This is a genomic window from Nocardiopsis sp. RV163, assembly GCF_001029525.1.
GTDB lineage: Bacteria > Actinomycetota > Actinomycetes > Streptosporangiales > Streptosporangiaceae > Nocardiopsis > Nocardiopsis dassonvillei.
This window is the reverse complement of record NZ_LEKI01000020.1, coordinates 18289-41088: the sequence shown is the minus strand read 5'-3', so window position 1 is coordinate 41088 and position 22800 is coordinate 18289. Positions and strand designations below refer to the sequence as shown.

Annotated in this window: 18 protein-coding genes; 8 read left to right on the top strand and 10 right to left on the bottom strand. The window is 72.0% G+C overall.

Going from position 1 to position 22800, the window contains the following annotated elements; translation table 11 throughout:
- Positions 1–9: 9 nt before the first annotated feature.
- A complete protein-coding gene (locus ABD54_RS06195) occupies positions 10–459 on the bottom strand; it encodes a GNAT family N-acetyltransferase (protein WP_047868466.1) in 450 nt (149 codons plus the stop codon).
- 199 nt (positions 460–658) lie between these two features.
- Complete coding sequence (locus ABD54_RS06190; protein ID WP_047868465.1) at positions 659–1915, bottom strand: ATP synthase F0 subunit B; 1257 nt, start codon at positions 1913–1915, stop codon at positions 659–661.
- Positions 1916–2314: 399 nt separating this feature from the next.
- Here ABD54_RS06190 and ABD54_RS06185 point away from each other — a divergent pair, with 399 nt between their 5' ends.
- The gene (locus ABD54_RS06185; RefSeq protein ID WP_047868464.1) at positions 2315–2869 is read left to right on the top strand and encodes a gamma carbonic anhydrase family protein; all 555 of its coding nucleotides are present in this window, start codon (positions 2315–2317) and stop codon (positions 2867–2869) included.
- Positions 2870–3139: 270 nt separating this feature from the next.
- Complete coding sequence (locus tag ABD54_RS28870) at positions 3140–3454, top strand: hypothetical protein (RefSeq protein ID WP_047868463.1); 315 nt, start codon at positions 3140–3142, stop codon at positions 3452–3454.
- Positions 3455–3463: 9 nt separating this feature from the next.
- Here the strand turns inward: ABD54_RS28870 and ABD54_RS06175 are convergent, their stop codons facing one another.
- The 6 genes from ABD54_RS06175 to ABD54_RS06150 all read right to left on the bottom strand — a co-directional run bounded on the left by ABD54_RS06175 (position 3464) and on the right by ABD54_RS06150 (position 9806).
- Positions 3464–4678: a sensor histidine kinase gene (locus tag ABD54_RS06175; RefSeq protein WP_047868462.1), complete on the bottom strand. Its 1215-nt coding sequence runs from the start codon at positions 4676–4678 to the stop codon at positions 3464–3466.
- Positions 4675–5979, bottom strand: coding sequence for a sensor histidine kinase (locus ABD54_RS06170; RefSeq protein ID WP_047868461.1), 1305 nt, complete (start codon positions 5977–5979; stop codon positions 4675–4677). Before ABD54_RS06170 ends, ABD54_RS06175 begins: the two co-directional genes overlap by 4 nt.
- Before the next feature lie 181 nt (positions 5980–6160).
- Positions 6161–7000 (bottom strand): ABC transporter permease, encoded by an 840-nt coding sequence (locus ABD54_RS06165; RefSeq protein WP_047868460.1) that lies wholly within the window; start codon positions 6998–7000, stop codon positions 6161–6163.
- A 53-nt stretch (positions 7001–7053) separates the two neighbouring features.
- Positions 7054–8052, bottom strand: a complete 999-nt coding sequence (locus tag ABD54_RS06160) for an ABC transporter ATP-binding protein (protein WP_047868459.1) — start codon at positions 8050–8052, stop codon at positions 7054–7056.
- Between the two features lie 174 nt (positions 8053–8226).
- The gene (locus ABD54_RS06155; RefSeq protein ID WP_047868458.1) at positions 8227–8991 is read right to left on the bottom strand and encodes a DUF2470 domain-containing protein; all 765 of its coding nucleotides are present in this window, start codon (positions 8989–8991) and stop codon (positions 8227–8229) included.
- A 206-nt stretch (positions 8992–9197) separates the two neighbouring features.
- The gene (locus ABD54_RS06150; protein WP_047868457.1) at positions 9198–9806 is read right to left on the bottom strand and encodes a TetR/AcrR family transcriptional regulator; all 609 of its coding nucleotides are present in this window, start codon (positions 9804–9806) and stop codon (positions 9198–9200) included.
- Positions 9807–9880: 74 nt separating this feature from the next.
- Here ABD54_RS06150 and ABD54_RS06145 point away from each other — a divergent pair, with 74 nt between their 5' ends.
- On the top strand, positions 9881–11170 hold the full coding sequence (locus ABD54_RS06145) for an alpha/beta hydrolase (RefSeq protein WP_047868456.1): 1290 nt from the start codon (positions 9881–9883) through the stop codon (positions 11168–11170).
- 114 nt (positions 11171–11284) lie between these two features.
- On the opposite strand, the gene ABD54_RS06140 is transcribed toward ABD54_RS06145, so the two are convergent.
- Together ABD54_RS06140 and ABD54_RS06135 are read right to left on the bottom strand one after the other, a co-directional pair.
- Positions 11285–13498 carry a (Fe-S)-binding protein gene (locus tag ABD54_RS06140; RefSeq protein ID WP_047868455.1) on the bottom strand — a complete coding sequence of 738 codons (2214 nt, stop codon included), beginning with the start codon at positions 13496–13498 and terminating at the stop codon, positions 11285–11287.
- Positions 13499–14039: 541 nt separating this feature from the next.
- A complete protein-coding gene (locus ABD54_RS06135; RefSeq protein ID WP_047868454.1) occupies positions 14040–15149 on the bottom strand; it encodes a polysaccharide lyase in 1110 nt (369 codons plus the stop codon).
- 464 nt (positions 15150–15613) lie between these two features.
- On the opposite strand from ABD54_RS06135, the gene dnaK reads away from it, so the two are divergent.
- The 5 genes from dnaK (at position 15614) to clpB (ending at position 22742) form a co-directional block, all read left to right on the top strand.
- Positions 15614–17467, top strand: coding sequence for a molecular chaperone DnaK (gene dnaK, locus ABD54_RS06130; protein ID WP_047868453.1), 1854 nt, complete (start codon positions 15614–15616; stop codon positions 17465–17467).
- A 35-nt stretch (positions 17468–17502) separates the two neighbouring features.
- The gene (gene grpE / locus ABD54_RS06125) at positions 17503–18255 is read left to right on the top strand and encodes a nucleotide exchange factor GrpE (RefSeq protein WP_047868452.1); all 753 of its coding nucleotides are present in this window, start codon (positions 17503–17505) and stop codon (positions 18253–18255) included.
- Positions 18256–18394: 139 nt separating this feature from the next.
- A complete protein-coding gene (gene dnaJ, locus ABD54_RS06120) occupies positions 18395–19558 on the top strand; it encodes a molecular chaperone DnaJ (protein ID WP_047868451.1) in 1164 nt (387 codons plus the stop codon).
- A complete protein-coding gene (locus tag ABD54_RS06115) occupies positions 19555–20040 on the top strand; it encodes a heat shock protein transcriptional repressor HspR (RefSeq protein ID WP_047868450.1) in 486 nt (161 codons plus the stop codon). The genes dnaJ and ABD54_RS06115 overlap by 4 nt, the downstream gene beginning before the upstream one ends.
- 86 nt (positions 20041–20126) lie before the next feature.
- Positions 20127–22742 (top strand): ATP-dependent chaperone ClpB, encoded by a 2616-nt coding sequence (gene clpB, locus ABD54_RS06110; protein ID WP_047868449.1) that lies wholly within the window; start codon positions 20127–20129, stop codon positions 22740–22742.
- Positions 22743–22800 lie beyond the last annotated feature (58 nt).

The following is a 22800-nucleotide window of genomic DNA, read 5'->3' as shown; positions in this document are numbered from 1 at the left end:
GCGCGCGGGTCACAGGTAGCGGCGGAAGCCCTCGGCGGAGCTGTCGAAGCCCAGCGCGGTGTGGAACCGGTGGACGTCCTGGCCGTTCTCGTGCGCCAGCAGCTCCACCTTGTAGCACCCGGCCCGCGTGGCGCGGTCGAGCGCGTCCTCCATGAGCGCCCGGCCGACGCCCCGGCCCCGGGCCGGGGGATCGACCACGAGGTTGTCCACGACGGCCCAGGGCTGGGCGTCGTGGGTCAGGTTGGCCACGACCAGCAGGTCCAGGGTGCCGATGATCTGACCGCGCTGCTCGGCGACGAGGATCGTGCGGTCGGGGTCGTTCTCCATCCGCGTCCAGGCGCGTACGGCGGCGGAGGACATGCGAACGTGCGCGCTCTGCGCGTGGGTGGTGTCGCCGAGTTCCCTGAGAAGACGCAGAATCGCACCGAGGTCCGACCGGATGGCCGCGCGGATAATCATGGCTGTCGGCATCGTAGCCGACAGCCTGCGACAAGGCGGACGTCACCCTACATCAGGCCACAAAACGCCGGGGGCGGGGACATGGTCCCCGCCCCCGGATCGCGTTCCCGGCCGGTGCGCCGCCGGGGCGCTCCGCGGACCTCGGGGAGCGGGCCGGTGAGGGCTCCCCGGACGCTCCCGTCCGCGCGCGGCCGCGGAGTCAGGGCTTGCGGATGACCCGGACTCCGTCCTCGCCCTTGGGCGGCTGGTCGTTGCCGGACTCCGGGTGGCGGTAGACACCGGTGATTCCCGGGTCGCCGCCCTGCTCCTGGCCCTTCTGGCCCTTCTGGGCCTGCTGTTGGCCGGACTGCGGCTGCTGCGGACCCGCCTGGCCCTGCTGCTGGCCGGACTGCGGCTGCTGCGGACCCGCCTGGCCCCGCTGCTGGCCGGACTGCGGCTTCTCCTCGTCGCCCTCGGGGGCGGGACCGGTGAAGCGGGCCCCCTGCGGGGGACGGGGAGCGGACTGGCCCCGGTCCTTCGGGGAGGACGCCGGGTCCTGGCCGGTCTGCTCCGGCTTGGCCACCGGCCTGATGCGCACGGTCGCCTCGTCCGGCTGCTGCTGGAGGGGAGGCAGCTCGGTGGTGGCCTCGTCCTTGTCCTTGTCCTCGGGCACGGCCGGGACCGGCTTGGTCGGGGCGGGAGCTGCCGCCTCGGGACGGGGCTGGGGCCGTGAGGGCTCCGCGGCGCGCTCGGGGGCCGGGGCCTTGGCCGCCGCGGCGGGCTTGGCCGGGACCGGCTTGGCCGGGGCGGGAGCGGCCGCCGTCTCCTCGCGGGAAAGCCCGCTGTCCAGCGCGCCCGCCTTGTCCTCGGCCGCGACCAGGTCGGCCAGGGTCGAGTGCATGTCCTTGAGGCGGCGCAGCGCCTCGGCGTGCGTGGCGGTGAGGGTGGCGAGCCTGCGGTCCGCGGTGTCGTGGATCTTCTTCGCGCGCGCCTCGGCCTCGTTCAGGCGGCGCTCGCCCTCCTGCTTGGCCTGGTCCCGGAGCTGGTCGGACTCCTTCTTGGCGCTGTCGACCATCGAGTGGGCCTCCGAGCGCGCGGAGGACAGGATCCGCTCGGCGTGCTCCTCGGCGTCCTTGCGGTACTTGGCGATCTCCTCCTGGGCCTTCTTCTCGGCCTCCTTCACCTCGGACTCGACCCTGGAGCGGCGCTCCTCGGCCTCCTCCTCGGCGATGCGCAGGATCTCGGCCATGCGCTCGCTGATCTGCTCGTGCTCCGGCTTGACCTGCGCCTTCTCTCGGGCGATGGCGAGGTCGCGCTTGTACTGCTCCAGCTCGTCGTCCAGCCGCTGGAGGCGCTCGCGGAGGCTCTTGACCTGGTTGTCCATCCGCACGAAGTAGTCGTCGACGTGCGCTTTGTCATAGCCGCCCTTGCGCACCGTCGGAAACCTGTCCTGCTGGAGTCCGCCGCCCGGCAACATATCGCTCATGTGCCCTTCATGTCCTTACACCGTTGTGACTGTACGACGCAGAAGGTGCGAGTTGACCCGTACCCATTGTCACCAAGACACCAGACTGGTCTCGTTAGCGACATACGCCCGATAGTGCTCTTTTCTGCATACCGGCCCGGCCGCCTGGGGGCACCGGTCGGGAGCGGAGCGTGGAGCCGTGGACACCGTCCAGGCGACCAAGGTAGACACGCGCGGCGCGGCCGCGTCAAGATCCCCGACCGGCACATCGCCGTGCGGACCCCGGTCACGTTCTTACTAAGGTATGCGCGATCATCCCCGTACGGGGGCAGAGCGGTCAACTTCCCGCTGATCCGCCCCCTGACGGGGGATGACGGACACGGCGGTACGAGACGCAGGGAGGGCCAGGAGATGGACAGCGGCCGCACGGAAGGCGGGTCCGCGGGGCCCCGCGTGGGCGGAGCGGGCTTCGGACGGCCGGAGGTCCACCCGAGCGCGTGGATCGCGCCCGGTGCGGTGGTGGTCGGCCGCGTGCGCCTGGGCGCCCGGAGCAGTGTGTGGTACGGGTCGGTGCTGCGCGCCGACACCGAGGACGTCGTGGTCGGCGAGCGGGTCAACATCCAGGACCAGTGCGGCCTGCACTCCGACCCCGGCGAGCCCGTCGTCCTGCACGACGACGTGAGCCTGGGCCACAAGGCGATGGTGCACGGCGCGGTCGTGGAGGAGGGGGCGCTCATCGGCATCGGCGCCATCGTGCTGGGCGGCGCCCGCGTCGGCCGGGGCGCGCTGGTCGCGGCGGGCGCCCTCGTGCCGCCGGGCAAGACCGTCCCGCCGGACACGCTGTGGGCGGGCGTGCCCGGCAAGGCGGTGCGTGAGCTCAACGACGACGACCGGCTGGTGCTCCAGCACACTCCGGCCCACTACGCGTCGCTCGCCGCCCAGCACCAGGAGGTCACCTGGGCCTGACGTCACGCCGGGCGGCGACGAAAGTCGTACCCTGGACACGACCCCGGTGGCCCGAAAGCACCGCGTCCGCCCAGGCTGGGTCCCCTCCTGGCTAACCCGGGTGACTCCGCCGGCTGGTCCTCACGGGTCATGCGCACCGGTCCGCCCTGCGCGTAGCCTGGTACTCCTCACGCTCGCGTGGGTCCGGATCCGTCGCACCCGCACCCACGGCACTCCGGCGCGGGGTGTCCCGTCCTGCCGCGACACCGTTGTCCCAGGGGGTGAGCTCACGTGAACCACAGCCTCGACCTGCACGACCACCTCCACGACCACGTCGCGCTGGACGAGATCGAACTGTACGCCGAGGTGCTCATAGCGGTGGCCGACGCCGACCGCCCTCTCAGCCCCGAGGAGATCGACCGGGTGGTCGGGCTGCCCGCCTTCGGGGCGACCATGGGCGGCGACCCGGGGGACGCCTACGGCCGCTTCGTGGTCGTGGAGCTGGACGACGGCCGGGGCGCGTTCATGCTCGGGGTCAACACCGAGGGCGGGGACGGCGCCAGCGAGGACATCGACGCGGCCTTCGACTCGTTGGGCACGCGCTGAACCGGGACGTCAGAGCGGCAGGACAGCGCGGAGCAGGAAGCCCCCCTCCGGGGTGCGGGCCGCGGACAGGGTGCCGCCGCCCATGGCGACCCGCTCGGACAGGCCGGCGAGCCCGTTGCCCGACTCCTTCCCGTCCCTGCCGCCGCCCCGGGCCCGGTCGTTGAACACCTCGACCAGGAGCGTCCGGGGGCCCACGGCGCCGTCACGGGCGAGGGTGAAGCTGATCTGGCACTCGTTGGCGTCGCTGTGCCGCAGGACGTTCGTGCCGCCCTCGCGCACCACCCAGGCGGCGAGCGCGGCGGTCCGCGGCGGCAGGGCCAGCCCCTCCAGCCCGGTGGTCACCGTTCTGGTCCCCCCCGCGTCGAGCACAGCGCGGACGGCCTCCGCCTCGCCCGCCAGGTCGACCTCCCGGTAGCCGCTGACCGCCGACCTCACCTGCTGGAGCGCCTGTCTGGCGAGCACCTGCACCTCCGCCATCTCCGCGCCCGCCCTACCGGGGTCCCGCTCCACGAGCCGTCCGGCCAACTGGGCCTTGACCGCGAGCGCGGAGAGGCTGTGCCCGAGCAGGTCGTGCATGTCGCGGGCGAAGCGGAGGCGCTCCTCGCTCACCGCGAGCTGGGCGCGGGCACGCTGCCCGGCGACGGCCTCGCGGCTGATGTCCCACAGCCAGATCATGGAGAGCGAGCCCCCGGCGAACATCAGCCCGCTCAAGACCATCAACATCCACACCAGCAGGTAGAGGAACGGCTGGAACTGCGCCTCGAACCCGTAGAACGGGACCACGAGCCAGGGCAGCGCCAGCAGGGCGGCGGTGACGTAGGCGCTGCGCCTGCGCGGGGCGAGGAAGACCCCGGTGCCCCACCACGCGGCCAGGAAGAGCACGGTGTTGATCGGCTCCTGGAGGCACAGGACGGCCACGACGATCAGGCCGAGCGAGGTCCAGTAGGCGCGCGGGTCCGGGTTCCGCCTGCCGTCCAGCCTGGCCCGGAGCATAACGATCAGCAGCACGGCGATCGGCACGGAGACTGCCACCCCGGTCAGGGAGCGCCACAGGGGCCAGTCCGAGGCCGCGGCCGTGATGACGTCCACCAGGGGCATGCCCACGACGAGCAGCGAGGTGAAGCCCACCGAGACGATGACGATGCGCCGGGCGAAGCGGACCCTGCGGTCGCCCTCCCGGTCGGAGGCCGTGTACTCGGCGGAGGTCGTGCCGTGGTCGCTCAACGTGACTCCTCGGTGTTTCGGGTCCCGTCGGACAGCGGAAGAACGGCTCTGAGCAGGAAACCGCCGTCGTCGGTACGGTCCGCCGACAGTGTGCCACCCTCCCGAGCGACACGTTGGGAGAGCCCGACCAGACCGCTGGCCGAGGCCGCGCCTTCGTCCGGGCCGCCGCGCGCACGGTCGTTGGACACCTCCACCACGAGGGACCCGACCCCGCTCCCGGCCTCCCCGTCCACGGAGAAGGAGATCCGGCAGCGGCGGGCGTCGCTGTGCCGCAGGACGTTGGTGGCGCCCTCGCGCACCACCCAGGCGGCGAGTCCGGCCACGGCCGGGAACCGTTCCGGGACCGCCGTTCCCTCGACCACGGTCTCGGTGCCGTTGGCGCGCAGGACCGCGCCGACCGGCTCCACCTCCGCGGCCAGGTCGACCCCCCGGTAGCCGCTGACCGCCGACCGCACCTGCTGGAGCACCCGGCGGGCCAGTTCGTGGACCTCGTTGATCTCGGCCGCGGAGCGCACCGGATCGCTCTCCAGCAGCAGTTCGGCCCGCCTGGCCCTGACATCGAGCGCGGTCAGGCCCTGTCCGATCACGCCCTGCACGTCGTGGGCGAAGCGGAGCCGCTCCTGGCTCACCGCCAGCCGGGTACGGGCGTGCTCCCCCTCCAGAGCCTCGTTCGTGGCCTCCCACAGGCGGAACATGGTCAGGGCGACGAACCAGATCATGAGGGTCCAGCCCACTGAGAACAGGTTGGAGAACACCAACACGAAGAGGGGTACGTCCACCAGTGTGACGGCCGGGTGCAGCCAGGGCAGCACCAGCAGGGCGAGGCCGACGAGGAGGGAACGCCTCCGAGGGGCGGAGAAGGCCGTCACCCCCCACCAGCACGTGCAGGCGAGGAAGACGTACGGAGTGACCTGCATGAGGAGGCACACCGGGAGGAGCAGAGCGAGCGATCCCCAGTAGAGCCGGGGGTCGGCGACCCTCCTCCCGTCCACCCGGCTCCGGATCATGCACAGGCACAACAGCGCGCACAACAGGGCGACCGCGGTGGAGACCGCGGAAGGCCAGATCCTGGCCCCGTCCTCCGAGCCGACGGAGGAGACCCCGCTCAGGACCAGTTCCATGAACGGCGCGAAGGGCACCATCAGCGCCAGTGAGCCCAGCGTCCACAGGATGCACCACCGCGCGAACCGGAGCCTGCGCAGGAGACGGGGGTTCATGCCCGTGTCGGCCCCCGGAGCGGGGGAGGGGACCGCCGGGTCCGCTGGCCCGTGCCCGGCGGTGAACGTGTCCTGGGGACCCACCGCTCCTCCTCTCCTCCGCCGTGGCCGACGGCTCCTCGGGCGGCCGCCGTCGACCGCACCACAACAACCGTAGGAGCCGCGGACCCCTCCGAACGGTTGTCCACAGGCCTTTCCGGGACCGCGCGGGAAAAGGCCGGGGCAGGTCGTCCGCCCCCGGCCTCCCAGGCGCCCCGCGCCCGCCCTACGGCTGGCGGGGGTCCCACCTGAAGTAGCGGCGCACCAGCAGAGCGAGCACCGCGATCCAGGCCAGCATGATCCCGATGGAGGGCAGGGCCGCGATCCACAGTTCCAGGTAGCCCTTCTCCCGGCCGTCCCCGAACCCCCGGAAGGCGTCGTGTCCGGAGTAGGCGGTCTGCGCCATCTCCCCCGCCGGTACGGAGGGGAGGAAGCCGAGGACCAGGCGAACGCCCTCCGACATCGACTCCAGCGGGATGATGCCCCCGCCCAGGAACAGCAAGGCCATCATGGGCAGCATAGAGACCATCTGTGCGGCCTCGGCGTTGCGGACGAGCGGGGTGAGCAGCAGCCCCAGCAGGGAGAACATGACGGCGCTGAGGACGACCGCGACGACGAGCATCAGCGGGTCCCGGGGAAGGGTACCGAAGACGGCGAAGACCATGGCGGCCACCACCACCGCCATGGCCAGGGAGAGGGCCACCACGACCGCGATGACGCCGCCGAAGACCGCCTGCTGGGGCACCCCGCTGACCCGCAACCGCTTGAGGACCAGCGCCTCCCGCCGTGCGGTGAACACGTTGGAGGGATGGCCGACTCCCAGGATGAGCCCGATGGAGCCGATGGTGGCGACCATCGCCATCTGCCCCGTACCGAACCCGGGGACGATCTCGTGGTTGGGGAGGTTCATGGCCATGAAGGCGAAGAACGGCGGTAGGGCCAGGTACATCCAGGCGGTCTTGTACCGCACGAACAGGGTGAACTCGGTCCGGGTCAGGCGCAGGCCCTGCCTCAGCGGATTGACGGCGGGTCGGGGGCGCCGCGTGGCGGCGGTGGTCGTGCTCATGGGTGCTCCTGGCATCTGTGGAGGAGGGCGGGGTGGTGCGGGCGGGGGTCCGGTCAGCCCGTCGCGAGGTCCGACGCGCTCTCCGCGACCCGGAGGAAGACGTCCTCCAGGGAGGCGCCGCGCACCTGCAGGTGCTTGAGGGTGGTCCCGCTTTCCTCGGCCCAGGCGACCAGCGCCGCGACCGTGCGGTGCGCCCGGTCGGCCACGTCCTCACCACCGGCGGTGTACGTGGCCCACAGGGCCTGGTCGCGCGTCTCCACGGTCAGCTCGGTGCCGGGCGGGTCGGGGAGGTCGGCGGTGCGCACGTTCGGGGGCAGCACGAAGCTCACCCGGTCGCCCCAGCCCGCGAGGACCTCCTGGATCGTCCCCTCCACGCGGATCTCGCCGCGGTGCATGATCGCCAGCCGGTCGGCGAGCCGCTCGGCCTCCTCCAGGTAGTGGGTGGTGAGCAGGACCGCCACGCCCTCCCGCTTGAGGTCGTTGACTATGCGCCAGGTCTCGATGCGGCCCTCGGCGTCCATGCCGGTGGTGGGCTCGTCCAGGTACAGGACCTCGGGCCTGGTCAGCAGTGCCAGCGCCAGGTCCAGGCGGCGCTTCTGCCCCCCGGACAGCTGGCGGACCGCGACCCCGCGCTTGTCGGCGAGGCCGACCAGCTCCAGCGTCTCGTCCGTGTCCCTGGGCGCGGCCGCGAGGTCGCGGGCCAGGTGCAGGGTCTCGGCGACGCTCAGGTCCTCCAGCAGGCCGCTGCCCTGGAGGACGGCGTTGGTGCGCTCCCGGACTCCGGCGGGCTGGCCGTAGGGGTCGAGGCCGAAGACCCGGACGCTGCCGGAACTCGGGCGGCGGAAGCCCTCCATCGTCTCGATGGTGGTGGTCTTGCCCGCACCGTTGGTCCCGAGGAGGGCGAAGAGCTCGCCGGGGCGGATCTCGAAGGAGACCCCCTTGACCGCCTCGAAGTCGCCGTAGTGCTGGTGCAGGTCACGGACGACCACCGCCGGGCCGGTGGCGTCCTGTCGGCCGGGGCCCGTGGCCGCGGTGCTCGCTGTCATCGTCATGTCCCCAGGTTCCCGCGGAACGGCTCACGCGGAACAGACGCCGTTGTCACCGGCCGCAGGGCGGAACATACCGGCGCGCGCGCTGACAAATGTCATCGGGCCGGTGCGGCGACCACTCGTCCGCGGTCGCCGCGGCCCCCCGGACTCCCCGTCCGCGCGCCTTCCGGCGACAGCTCATCCTCGGTCGTAGCCCCGGGGTACGGGGTGTCCGGCCAACCGGTGCACCTGGGCGGCGACGTCGTCGGGGGTGCGCGCCGGGCGGCTGAAGGGCAGGTGCACGTCGTGGTGGCCCCGCACGGTCTCCACCCGCAGCCGCAGCCCGAGGCGGTCCACTCCCAGGGGCCGGGGCCGGCCCCCGCGCACGGCGCCCGGAGCGGCGGCGAGCAGGTCTTCCACCAGGTCGGGGTGATCCTCGTCGAGATGGCGCAGCCAGTGCGCCTCCCAGAGGCAGAACGGGTCGGGGCGCGCGGCGGCCAGTTCGGCCGGGCCGAGCACGTGGGCGCCTTCGCTGTCGGACTGGACCACCAGGGCGGTGCGCAGGAGCACCATCGTCAGCCCGTGGCCGATCCCCAGCGGCCCGTCGTCGGTGGCGGCTTCGGGCAGCCGGGCCGCGCGTGCGCGCGCGTCGGCGTGCTCCAGCGCCTCCACGGCGCCGCTCACCCACAGCACCGCCCGCGCCCTGTCGCGCATCAGCACGGGTGACAGGTCGGTGAACTCCGCCATCACCACGGGGCCCCGGGAGCGGGGGGCCGTGAGCGGGTGGCCGTCGGGCAGGAGAAGGCTCACGGCGCCGTCGGCGTGCACGTGGCGGGGCGCGTCCTCCAGGCGCACGGTTCCCGCCTCGCCGAAGCGGTCCGAGGCCGCCGCCACGGTCACCGGACCGCAGCGGGCCAGAGTGGAGCGGGCGCGATCGGCGGGATGGGGGACGGGGGCGTTCACGGGCGACCACCTCGAATAGAAGACAGTCAGGTAAGGCTAACCTAATATCTCCTTCTCCGGAAGCCCCCGCCACGCGCCGCACCCGCGGGGGCGGTGCTGCCGCACGGAGGGAAGCGGACGGGAGGGCGGAGAGGAAGGGCCGCCGCCACGGGTGAGCCGCGACCCGGCCGGTTCGCACCGACGGCGCGGACGGCCCCCGCGAGGGTCTACCCGCGCGTGACCGCCGCGACCGCCGCCTCCACCGCGGTGCGCTGGGCGTCCAGCGGGGCCCCCGGGGGCTGGCGTACGGCGCTGAGCCAGATCCCGTCCACCAGGACCAGCAGGAGTTCCACCAGGGCTTCCGGGTCCTGGCCGGGGGCCAGTTCCCCCTGCTCGCCCGCCCAGCCGACGGCGGCGCGCAGAGCCGCGCGGGCCCGGACGTCGAACCCGGCCAGCACCTCCGCGAACTCGGCGTCCACGGCCGCGCGGGCGTAGAACGCCGACCAGACGCGGGCCTCGGCCAGGCGCTCGTCGTCGGTCGGCAGCAGGTCGGTGAGCACCTGCCGCAGCCCCTCGGCGAAGGAGAGCAGGCCCGGGCCGATCCGCACCCGGGTGAGCCGCGCGGAGACCGAGTCGACGACCTCGTGCATGGCGAAGAGGAGAAGCGCCTCCTTGGTCCCGAAGTCGCGCTGGACGGCTCCGACGGAGAGCCCGGCCTCGGCCGCCACGGTGCGGATGCTGACGCTCTCCAGACCCTCGCGGGCGGCGATCCGGTGCAGGGCGGCGGCCACCTGCCGGCGGCGTCCGTCCTTGTCCACGTACCTGGGCACGGCCATATTCTGACACACCCCCCATTCTGATACGTTCGTATCGATACAGTCGTATCGAAAAAGCTGTCGAAGGGGAGACCATGGACCGACGGAACCGCGCCGCGACGGCGGCCCGCTGGCTGGCGACCGCCCTCGCGGGCACGGCCGCGCTTGGCGGCGTGGGCGCCGCCGCGCTCGTCCTGCTGCCGCCGCCCTCCTGGGACGCGTGGCAGTACGGACTGCTGGTACTGGAGTTCAGCCTGGTGTTCGTCGCCCTGGCCGCCGTCGGCCTGTTCTTGGCCCTGCTCGCGGCGGGGCGTCCGAACTCCTGGAAAGAGGCCGGGCGGCGTCCGGACGCGGGGGGCACGGGAACGGTGTGGCGTCGGCGCCTCGCCGCGACGGCGGCAGCGGCCAACGGAGCGGTGTTGGTCGCCGCGCTCGTCCCGCCCGCGTCGGTCTGGTCCACCGCCCGCGCGGAGGGCGTCCGGCTCGACCTCGGCGAGTACACCGCCGGACTCGCCACGAGCGCCGACCGCGCACCCGAGACCCGCGTCTACCTGCGCACCGGCGAGTCGGCGGTCGGGGACGCCTCAGACCCGCAGGACCTGGAGCTGGACGTGTGGGAGCCCGCGGAGCGGGAGGGGGACGCACCGCTGCCGATCGTGGTGAACGTCCACGGGGGCGCGGACGACCTGCCGCAGAGCCTCCTGCCCCGCTGGGACACGTGGCTGGCCGACAGAGGGCGCGTGGTGTTCGATGTCGACTACCGCTACTTCCCGGACGGCGACTGGTCGGTGCCGGTCTCCGACGTCAAGTGCGCGATCGGCTGGGCCCGCGAACACGCCGCGGAGTACGGGGCCGACCCCGGCCGGGTCGCCGTCACCGGCCAGTCGGCGGGCGGCCTGCTCGCGCTCCTGGCCGCGTACAGCTCGGACGAGGAGATCCCGCCGAGCTGCGACGTGCCCGACACCGGCGTCGACGCGGTCGTGGCCTGGTACGCGGTGGCCGACGGGACCGCCGATGCGCCCCGGGTGCCCTGGCGGCAGCGCAGCTCCCCGATGGGCGGGGAACTACTGGAGGAGAGCGAGCGCCTGATGGGCGGCTCCGTGGAGGAAATCCCGGAGGAGTACGCGATGAGCTCGCCCATCACGTACGTCTCGCCGGAGGTTCCGCCCACCATGCTGATCACGCCCGGCCACGACCTGTTCGTGGACCCGGAGGACAACCGCCGCCTCGCCGCCCGGCTCGACGCGGCCGGGGTCCCGCACCGGCACCTGGAGATCCCCTGGGCGGAGCACATGTTCGACCTCAACTGGGGAGGGTTCGCCAGCCAGGTCACCCGGCACGGCTTGGACGGGTTCCTCGGCCAGCACCTCGCCGCCTCGCCCTGAGCGGTTCCGCCCCCGGCCGGACCGCCGGTGAACGGCGCGGGGGCCGGCGCGCCGACCGCGTGGTCGGCGCCCCGGCCCCCGCACGGGTCCGGCGCCCTGGTCCGGGCCCCCGCGTCAGCCCTGGGCGTCGGCGGTCTCGGCCTCCTCCTTGGGGGCCTCGCCGCGGACCGAGCGCAGCAGGAGCTGGGAGACGTCCACGACCTCCAGCGTCTCCTTCGCCTCGCCCTGCGACTTCTTCTCGTTGATCGCGTCGCCGAGCATCACCTGGCAGAAGGGGCAAGCGGTGGAGACGGTGTCGGGGTTGGTGGTCAGGGCCTCGTCCACCCGCTCGGTGTTGATGCGCTTGCCGATCCGCTCCTCCATCCACATGCGGGCGCCGCCGGCGCCGCAGCAGAAGCCCCGCTCCTTGTGGCGGTGCATCTCCTGCGTCTTGACCCCCGGCACCTGCGCCATGATGTCGCGCGGCGGCGTGTACACCTTGTTGTGGCGGCCCAGGAAGCAGGGGTCGTGGTAGGTGATGTTCTCCTCCACGGAGTTGACCGGCGTGAGCCTGCCCTCCTCCACGAGCTTGGCCAGCAACTGGCTGTGGTGCACGACCTCGTAGGCGCCGCCGAGCTGCGGGTACTCGTTGGCGAGCGTGTTGAAGCAGTGCGGGCAACTGGCCACGATCTTGGTGACACCGGCCTCGTTCAGCGTCTCCACGTTCTGCTGGGCGAGCATCTGGAAGACGTACTCCATGCCCAGGCGGCGCGCGGGGTCACCGGTGCAGGCCTCCATGCCGCCCAGCACGGCGAACTCGACGCCCGCCATGTCGAGCAGCTCGGCGATGGCCTTGGTGGTCTTCTTGGCGCGGTCCTCCAGGGCGCCGGCGCAGCCGACCCAGAACAGGTACTCGGTCCCCTCGGGGAGCTTGTCCTCGACGACCCGGACCTCGACAGGGTTCTCCTCCCGGGAGGCCAGCTCCTCGATCCAGTCCATGCGCCGGTCCTCGGCCATGCCCCACGGGTTGGCCTTGTTCTCGAGGTTCTTGAGGAGCGTGTTGGCCTCGGACGGGAAGTTGGACTCGACCATCACCTGGTAGCGGCGCATGTCGAGGATGTGGTCGATGTGCTCGATGTCCACCGGGCACTGCTCGACGCAGGCGCCGCAGTTGGTGCAGGCCCACAGCTCGTCGGGGTGGATGACGCCGTTCTCCTCCTCGGTGCCGACCAGCGGCCGGTTGAGGAGGGCGAGGACGTCCACGCCCGCGTGGCTCTCGTCGGGCTTCTCGGCGAGGGTCTCCTCGGTGATGCCCTGGAGCAGGTACGGGGCCTTCTCGTAGGTGTGCTTCTGGAGGTCGAGGATGACCTTCTTGGGCGAGAGGGGCTTGCCGGTGTTCCAGGCGGGGCACTGGGACTGGCAGCGCCCGCACTCGGTGCAGGAGGTGAAGTCCAGGAGGCCCTTCCAGGTGAAGTCCTCCAGCTTGCCCGCGCCGAACGGGTCCTCGTCGGGGTCGGCCTCCTCGAAGTCGAGGGGCTTGGTGCCGGACTTGTCCATCATCTGCTTGGCCGCGCCCAGGGACGGGGCCCCGTCGGCGTTGCGCTTGAAGTAGATGTTGACCGGCGCGAGGAAGCGGTGCCAGCCGATGCCCATGGTGAGCACGCGGGCGATGACCACGAAGAACAGGTAGCTGATGATCAGCTTGAACGCGGCGACCAGCGCGATGGCGGGCTCGGCGATCGCGGGGTCGCCGGGCAGGATCGCGCCGAGGCCGGTGGAGATGGGCGTCGCCCAGGCCGGGAACGGGAAGTCGCCCATGGCCGACTTGAGACCGCGGATCACGAAGATCGAGATCAGCAGGCCCCACAGGTAGGCCTCGACGTAGTACGCGGTCCAGTGCCTGGAGTTGGCGAACCGGGACTGGCGGCCCAGGCGCTTGGGCCCGTTCAGCAGGCGGTAGACGGTCAGGCCGACGATGCCCGCGAGGCTGGCGGCGGCGATGAACTCGATCAGCAGGCCGTAGAGGGCCCAGTCGTAGATGATCGGCAGCTTGAAGTGCGGGTCGAAGACCTCGCCCTGGGCCTCCACGACGGTGAAGACCAGCAGCGGGAACGAGACCATGACGAACCAGTGGGCGACGCCGATCCAGGGCCGCTTGAGCATCCGCCCGTGCCCGAGGATCTCGATGAGCGCCATGGTGAGCCGCTGTCCGAACGGCCCTTTGCGCTCCGGCTCCACCGAGCGGCCGACACCCACGGTTCGCACGATCTGGCGGATACCCAGAGCGAACACGGTGAACGCGACCACGGCGAAGACCGAGGTGATGATGCCCAGTGTCAGGTACAGCATCGTCCGTGGCCTCCCATCCTGCTTCGTCGTCCGGTGCGCCACACACCGGGGGTCGAACTATATGTTACTAGCGAGTAATGCCGCGGTCGCCACCGGACGCCCGACCGCTCACGGGACGGACGCCCCACCGCCGTCGCCGCGGGCCGCCGGGTCGCGCAACCCGGTCGGCGCGCCCGCGCCGGTACCGGTGCGGCAGGACCGCGCGGGTGTGCCCGAACAGGGCTCGGGCGCACCGCACGTCCTATATGTAGCGGACGGCGGGCGCGGGACGACTCGACGGGGGTATCGGTGACTTCACCGTCTCTCCCCTATTACCAGGTTGCGGCATCGCCGGGAGTGGAACAACCACGGATCCGCGGCTGTGGACAACCTCCGGGGGCCGGGCGCGGGGTCCGCCCTCGTGAGCGGTGCGGCGCGCGGGCACGGCGAAGCCCGGGACGCCCTGGGACCCCCCGTATTCCAGTCTCGCGAAGGGCCCCGGCCTCCGGCAACGCCCGCCCTGCGCCTGTGGACGGCTCCTCGGGGCGGGGCCGGCCGGGGGTCAGACGCAGCCGCCGAGCTCGCAGATGTCGGCGCGCGAGGTGGAGACCTTCAGGTCGTCGTACCAGGCGTAGCTGTCGTGGGCCGGGGCGAAGCCCTCGGTGGAGCCGCCGAAGAAGGACGAGAGGTAGGCCTTGTCCACCAGGTCGTCGTCGGTCACCAGGCGCAGGCCGGTGACCAGCGCGGCGGGCTCGCCGTTGTAGAAGACCTCGATCTCCCCGTCGGGCTCGGCCCGGCCGTCGGTGACGGTGTTGACGCGGACCCGCTGGGCGATGTGCACCCACTCGCCCCGGGGGAGGTGGACGGCGGTCCCGTCCGCGACGAGGGGCTCGGAGTCGCCGAACTCGCCCGCCTTGTCCATGTGGTAGTAGTACAGCTCCGCCTTGCCGTCGCGGCGCCAGACCACGCGCGAGCTGTAGCCGTTCTCCCCGGTGCACACGTCCCCACCCGAGCAGCCCGCGCCCCCGGCCAGCCCGAAGCCCAGCTTCCCGCCGAACGAGGTGGTCCCCCAGCTGAAGTCCTCGCCCAGGCGCGCCCAGAAGGACAGGTAGTACTCGCGCGCCGGGGAGAGCCGGAACGGCGCCAGCCCGCCGGACTCCTGCGCGCCGATCTTCCCCTCGGGGTAGAGCACGCGCAGCGACTGCCCGCCCCCGTGGGCGGGCACGGAGTCGTCGATGACGGCGCGCTCCTCCAGGCCCCTGGCACTGGAGGCGAGCCAGCCGTCCTCCTCCCACTCGTCGAGGGTGTAGGCGGTGCCCGCCTCCGGGCGCTCGAAGGTGTTGTGCCGGTACGCGGACGAGAAGGCGTCCCCGACGTCTCCCCCGGACGCGGGGCCGTCCCCGTCGGTCCCGGCGGCGCCCTCCCCGGAACCGGAACCCTCTGCGGCGGTCGCGTCAGCGTCCTCGGCGGTCCCGGCGGCCTCCCCCGGCGGCGCCGCGACGCCGACGCTGGACGGCGGGGCCTCCGCGGCGGGAGCCCGGACCCCGGCGGCGGGCGCGGTGGTGCCCCCGATCAGCCTCGGTTCGTCCTGGGCGGACGCGGGGGCGGCGCCCAGCACGGGCAGCAGCACCGCGGCGGCGAGCGCGGAGGCGAGCAGGGCCTTGGGCGTCACGGGCGTCTCCGTTTCAGGGGTACGGCGGACGCGGCGGGAAGCCGCCGCGGCGGTCGCCGTCCGGCGGCACCGGCGCTTCGGCGCCGGCGCTTCGGCGGCAGGGCCATCGTGGGCCGCAGGACGCCGGCGCCCGGCGGCGCGACACGGGCGTTTCCCTCCGCTTGACCGGAAGGCGCCCCTCCGGTGACCGCGCCTTCCGGGGCCGCCCGCGACCGCACCCCCGAAGCCACCCCGGGGGAACCCCGGCCCTCCCTGATCTTGCGGGTCAAGGTTCTCCCCGACTTGTCCCGGGGTTCGCCCATATCCCCGGTCGGAGGGCCCAGGTCGGGAACATCCCGGTCCGGCCGCCCGTTGTCAGGACGTAGGAACCAACTTGAGTCGGGTCAACTCAACTGACTTGACAGCCCTGAGCCGACGAAGCAAAATTACGTCTGAACGACTCAACTTTGACGGAGGAAGCAACCATGGCACGTGCGGTCGGAATCGACCTCGGTACTACGAACTCGTGTGTCGCGGTCCTGGAGGGCGGCGAGCCCACGGTCATCGCCAACGCCGAGGGCGCCCGTACCACCCCGTCCGTCGTCGCCTTCGCCAAGAACGGTGAGGTGCTCGTCGGCGAGGTCGCCAAGCGCCAGGCGGTCACCAACGTCGACCGCACCATCCGCTCGGTCAAGCGCCACATCGGCACCGACTGGACGGTGAAGATCGACGACAAGACCTTCAACCCCCAGCAGATCAGCGCCTTCGTGCTCCAGAAGCTCAAGCGCGACGCCGAGGCCTACCTGGGCGAGGACGTGACCGACGCGGTCATCACCGTCCCGGCCTACTTCAGCGACTCCCAGCGCCAGGCCACCAAGGAGGCCGGCACCATCGCGGGCCTCAACGTCCTGCGCATCATCAACGAGCCGACCTCGGCCGCGCTGGCCTACCACCTGGAGAAGGAGGACGAGGCCACCATCCTGGTCTACGACCTCGGCGGCGGCACCTTCGACGTCTCCCTCCTGGAGGTCGGCGACGGCGTCGTGGAGGTCAAGGCGACCAACGGCGACAACCACCTGGGCGGCGACGACTGGGACCAGGCCATCGTCGACTGGCTGGTCGAGCGCTTCAAGAACTCCAACGGCGTGGACCTGTCCAAGGACAAGATGGCCCTCCAGCGCCTGCGCGAGGCCGCGGAGAAGACCAAGATCGAGCTGTCCAGCTCCAGCGAGTCGGCGATCAACCTGCCCTACATCACGGCCTCGGCCGAGGGCCCGCTGCACCTGGACGAGAAGCTCTCCCGCGCCGAGTTCCAGCGCCTGACCGCCGACCTGGTCGAGCGGACCAAGACCCCGTTCCAGCAGGTCCTCAAGGACGCCGGGATCAGCCTGGACCAGATCCACCACGTGGTCATGGTCGGCGGCTCCACCCGCATGCCCGCCATCGTGGAACTGGTCAAGGAGATGACCGGCAAGGACCCCAACAAGGGCGTCAACCCGGACGAGGTCGTGGCCATCGGCGCCTCGCTCCAGGCCGGTGTGCTCAAGGGCGAGGTCAAGGACGTCCTGCTCCTGGACGTCACCCCGCTGTCGCTGGGCATCGAGACCAAGGGCGGCGTGTTCACCAAGCTCATCGAGCGCAACACGACCATCCCGACCAAGCGCTCCGAGATCTTCACGACGGCCGACGACAACCAGCCCTCCGTGCAGATCCAGGTGTACCAGGGTGAGCGCGACATCGCCCAGTACAACAAGAAGCTGGGTGTCTTCGACCTGACCGGTCTGCCCCCGGCGCCGCGCGGCGTCCCGCAGATCGAGGTCGCCTTCGACATCGACGCCAACGGCATCGTCAGCGTCACCGCGAAGGACCTGGGCACCGGCAAGGAGCAGTCCGTCACCATCTCCGGCGGCTCCGCGATGTCCAAGGACGACATCGACAAGATGGTCCGCGAGGCCGAGCAGTACGCGGAGGAGGACCGCAAGCGCCGCGAGGAGGCCGAGGTCCGCAACAACGCCGAGTCCCTCGTCTACCAGACCGAGAAGGTCATCAAGGACAACGAGGACAAGGTCCCGGCGGACGTGCGCTCCGAGACCGAGGCCGCCGTCGCCGAGCTGAAGACCGCGCTGGAGGGCTCCGACGTGGAGGCCATCCGCACCGCGAGCGAGAAGGTCGCGCTGGCCAGCCAGAAGATCGGCTCCGCCATCTACAGCCAGGGCCAGCAGGGCGCCGAGGGCGACGCCGCCCAGGGCGCCCAGACCTCCTCCGACGACGCCGACGTCGTGGACGCCGAGATCGTCGATGAGGACAACAAGGGCACCCAGGGCAACCAGCAGTCCTGATCCCGGGTCGAGTCGAGGAAGGAGGCGTGTCTCAGATGGCACCGTCGGAGAACACCAACGGCACCGGCGACGGTGAGGAGCGCCAGGGGCCGGTGATCCGGGACAACCGCCGGATCGACCCGGAGACCGGGCAGGTCCGCGACCCCGAGGCCGAGGGCGACACGACCGAGGAGATCCCCGAGGTCGCCGAGGAGGAGGTCGTCGAGGCCGACCTGGAGGACGTCGAGGTCCCCGACACCCCCGAGTCGGTGGTGTCGGAGGCGATCAACGCGGACGAGCGGGTCGTCGAGCTCACCAACGACGTCAAGCGGGTACAGGCGGAGTACGCCAACTACCGCAAGCGCGTGGACCGCGACCGCGTGGCCGTCCGCGAGATGGCCACCGCCCAGGTCCTCGGCGAACTGCTGCCGATCCTGGACGACGTAGGCCGGGCCCGTGAGCACGACGAGCTCAACGGCGGGTTCAAGGCGGTGGGCGAGGCGCTGGAGGCCGTGGTCACCAAGCTGGGCCTGGAGCGGTACGCGGAGAAGGACGACGAGTTCGACCCCAACATCCACGAGGCGCTCACTCTGGTCCCCGTCCCGGGGATCTCGGTCCAGACCGTGATCGAGGTGTTCCAGCCCGGGTACCGCATCGGTGAACGGGTCCTGCGCCCGGCCCGCGTGGTCGTCGGCGATCCCGCCGACGGCGGCGAGGAGGCCGCGTCCGGCTCGGCCGCCGGGGGCGAGGGTCCCGGCGGGGAGTCCCCGTCCGCGGACGGCGCCGACGGCGGGGAAGACGACAGGTAACGGGTCCGCCCGTTGATCCTCCGGCCGCGGCCCCGCTTGAGCGGCGGCCGCGGCCGGAGCCGGACCCCGGCCCGACACGGTGCGGGGTCACATGGAAGCATCGGACGCAACCGGCACCAGCGGGGGAAGGCACCAGTCGATGGGCACCAAGGACTACCTGGAGAAGGACTACTACAAGGTCCTGGGAGTCTCAAAGACGGCCTCGAAGGACGAGATCAAGCAGTCCTACCGCAAGCTGGCCAGGGAGAACCACCCGGACGCTAACGCCGACGACCCCGGCGCGGCCGACCGCTTCAAGGAGATCTCCGAGGCCTACAACGTCCTGTCGGACGAGAAGCGCCGCAAGGAGTACGACAACGCGCGGTCTCTGTTCGGCGGCTCCTACCGCCCCGGCGGCGGCACCGGCCCCGGCGGGTTCGACGTGGGCGACCTGTTCGGCCAGGGCACCGGCGGGACGGGGACCGCGGGCGGCGGCGAGCGGCTGAGCGACCTCTTCGGCGGGCTGTTCGGCGGCCGAGGGCGCGGCGGAACCACCCGCAGCAGACGCGGTGCCGACGTCGAGACCGAGACGACACTGACCTTCCGCGAGGCGGCCGAGGGGGCCACGCGCTCCTTCAAACTGGCCAGCGAGGCGGCCTGTCCCACCTGCAAGGGCACCGGCGCCAAGTCGGGCACCGCGCCGCGGATGTGCCCCAAGTGCTCCGGCACCGGGCACGAGAACACCAACCTGGGCGGCTTCTCGCTGTCCGAGCCGTGCAGCGAGTGCAGGGGCCGCGGCCTGGTCGTGGACGACCCCTGCCCCACGTGCAGCGGCAGCGGGCGCGGCAGGAGCACCCGCACCGTCCAGACACGCATCCCCGGCGGCGTGTCCGACGGGCAGCGGATCAGGATCAAGGGCAAGGGCGCGCCGGGCGAGAACGGCGGCCCGACGGGTGACCTCTACGTCGTCGTCCACGTGAAGGAGCACCCGGTGTTCGGCAGGAGCGGCGACAACGTGACGATCACCGTCCCGGTGACCTTCCCCGAGGCGGCGCTGGGCGCGGACGTGCGCATCCCCACCCTCAACGGCTTCCCGGTGACCGTGAAGGTCCCGCCGGGCACGCAGAACGGGCACAAGCTGCGGGTGCGCGGCAAGGGCGCGAACCGCAAGGACGGCACCACCGGCGACATGCTCGTCACGATCGAGGTGGCGGTACCGAGGACTCTCAACGGGGACGCGCGCGAGGCTCTGGAGAAGTTCCGCGCCGTGACCTCCGACTACGACCCGCGCGACGGCCTCGAAACGCGGGCGAAGGGTGCGTGAACGACGTGAACGACTCCTTCGGCGCTGACGCTCCGGTCTACGTGATCTCGGTCGCCGCGGAGCTCGCGGGGATGCACCCGCAGACCCTGCGCCAGTACGACCGACTGGGGATCGTCTCGCCGGGCCGCGCGTCCGGCCGCGGGCGCCGCTACTCCATGCGCGACGTGCAGACGCTGCGCCAGGTACAGCGGCTGTCCCAGGAGGAGGGCATCAACCTCGCCGGGATCAAGCGGATCCTGGAACTGGAACACGAGGTCGAGCAGCTACGGGAGCAGGTTTTCCACCTGGCCAACGAGCTGGAGGCGGCCCGCCGGGCGGTGGCCCGCCGGGGCCGCCCGGCCGACGGCGGCACGGGGGTGCGCGGCGAACTGGTGCGCCGCACCCGCGTGACGATCTTCAACACCGCCGAGCCCGGGAACGACGACGAGGAGCGGGGCAGGGGCCGCGGCGCCCCGGGCCGCACCGACGACGAGCAGGGCTGACGGAACTCCGCCACGGCGACACGGGGGCGCGGTCGGCCGTCGGACATCACCCCCCGTGACACTACTCGTGAAAGGAGTCACCGCGCATGAACTACAAGCTCACCAAGAAGAGCCAGGAGGCCCTGTCGGTGGCGATCCGCCGGGCCACCACTGACGGCAGTCCGCAGACGGAGCCCGTGCACCTGCTGGCGGCCCTGCTGGACCAGGCGGAGGGCATCACCCGCCCGCTGCTCAAGGAGGTCGGGGCCAACCCGGACGCGCTCCGGGACAAGGTCGAGGCGGCCGTCGGCGCGCTGCCCAAGGCGGCCGGTTCCACCGTCGGCTCACCCAGCTCCTCGCGCCAGCTGATCGTCTCCATCAACACCGCGGCCCAGCGCGCGCAGCAGATGGAGGACGAGTACGTCTCCACCGAGCACCTGCTGGTGGGGCTGGCCGCGGACGGCGGCGAGGCGTCGAAGCTGCTCACAGAGGCCGGCGCCACCCCCGACGCGCTCCTGGAGGGGTTCGAGCGGGTGCGCGGCTCGGGGAAGGTGACCTCGGAGAACCCGGAGGACACCTACCAGGCCCTGGAGAAGTACGGGGTGGACCTGACCGAGCGGGCCCGCGAGGGCAAGGTGGACCCGGTGATCGGCCGCGACGGCGAGATCCGGCGGGTCATCCAGGTGCTCAGCCGCCGCACCAAGAACAACCCCGTGCTCATCGGCGAGCCGGGCGTGGGCAAGACCGCGGTCGTGGAGGGCCTGGCCCAGCGGATCGTGGCCGGTGACGTGCCGCAGTCCCTGGTGGGCAAGCGGCTGGTGAGCCTGGACCTGTCCGCGATGGTGGCGGGCGCCAAGTACCGGGGCGAGTTCGAGGAGCGGCTCAAGGCGGTGCTCTCGGAGATCAAGGAGTCCGAGGGCCAGGTCATCACGTTCATCGACGAGCTGCACACCATGGTGGGCGCCGGCGCCGCCGAGGGCGCCATGGACGCGGGCAACATGCTCAAGCCCATGCTGGCGCGCGGCGAGCTGCGCATGGTGGGCGCGACCACCCTGGACGAGTACCGGGAGAAGATCGAGAAGGACCCCGCCCTGGAGCGGCGCTTCCAGCAGGTCATGGTGGGCGAGCCCTCGGCCGCGGACACGATCGCGATCCTGCGCGGTCTCAAGGGCCGTTACGAGGCGCACCACAAGGTGCAGATCGCCGACTCGGCCCTGGTGGCCGCCGCGACCCTGTCCGACCGCTACATCACCGCGCGGTTCCTGCCGGACAAGGCGATCGACCTCATCGACGAGGCGGCGTCCAGGCTGCGCATGGAGATCGACTCCAGCCCGGTGGAGATCGACGAGCTCCAGCGCACCGTCGACCGCCTGAAGATGGAGGAGATGGCGCTCGACAAGGAGTCGGACCCGGCCAGCCGCCAGCGGCTGGAGCGGCTGCGCGCGGACCTGGCCGACCGTCAGGAGCAGCTCAACGGTCTCGTGGCCCGCTGGGAGCAGGAGAAGGCCGGTCTCAACCGGGTCGGTGAGCTCAAGGGGCAGCTCGACGACCTGCGCACGCGGGCCGAGCTGGCCCAGCGCGAGGGCGACTTCGGCGAGGCCTCCCGACTGATGTACGGGGACATCCCGCAGTTGGAGAAGCAGGTCGAGGAGGCCAGCCGGGACGAGGAGAGGGCGGCCAGCCGGGGCGGCGCCACCATGGTCAAGGAGGAGGTGGGCGCCGACGAGGTCGCCGACGTGGTGTCGGCGTGGACCGGCATCCCCGTGGGGCGCCTGATGGAGGGCGAGACCTCCAAGCTGCTGCGCATGGAGGACGAGCTGGGCAGGCGCCTCATCGGGCAGAGGGACGCCGTGGCCGCGGTGTCGGACGCGGTGCGGCGGGCGCGGGCGGGCATCTCCGACCCGGACCGGCCGACGGGGTCGTTCCTGTTCCTGGGCCCCACTGGCGTGGGCAAGACCGAGTTGGCCAAGGCGCTGGCGGAGTTCCTCTTCGACGACGAGCGCGCGATCGTGCGGATCGACATGAGCGAGTACTCCGAGAAGCACTCGGTGTCGCGGCTGGTGGGCGCTCCCCCCGGTTACGTGGGTTACGAGGAGGGCGGCCAGCTCACCGAGGCCGTGCGCCGCCGCCCGTACACGGTGGTGCTGCTGGACGAGGTGGAGAAGGCGCACCTGGAGGTGTTCGACACCCTGCTCCAGGTGCTGGACGACGGCCGCCTGACCGACGGCCAGGGCCGTCAGGTGGACTTCCGCAACACCATCCTGATCCTCACCTCCAACCTGGGGTCGCAGTTCCTGGTGGACCAGTCGCTGGAGGAGTCGGTGCGCCGCGACCGCGTGCTCGACGTGGTGCGCGCGACGTTCAAGCCGGAGTTCCTCAACCGGCTGGACGACGTGATCATGTTCGACGCGCTTTCCACCGAGGACCTGACGCGGATCGTGGACCTGCAGGTCGACAAGCTGGCCCGGAGGCTGGCGGACCGGCGGCTGGGGCTGGAGGTGACGGCGGACGCCCGCGAGTGGCTGGCGCTGACCGGCTACGACCCCAACTACGGCGCGCGTCCGCTGCGCCGACTGGTGCAGTCCTCGATCGGCGACCCGCTGGCGCGCGAGCTGCTGTCGGGCCACCTGGCCGAGGGCGCCACCGTGGTGGTGGACGTGGACGAGGGCGCGGACAGGCTCCGGGTCACCTCGCGCGGCGCCGAGGAGGCGCCGGTGGCCTGACCCGGGCGCCGGGTCGTACACGAAGAAGCAGCGCGAAGGGCCGCCTCCAGGGGCGGCC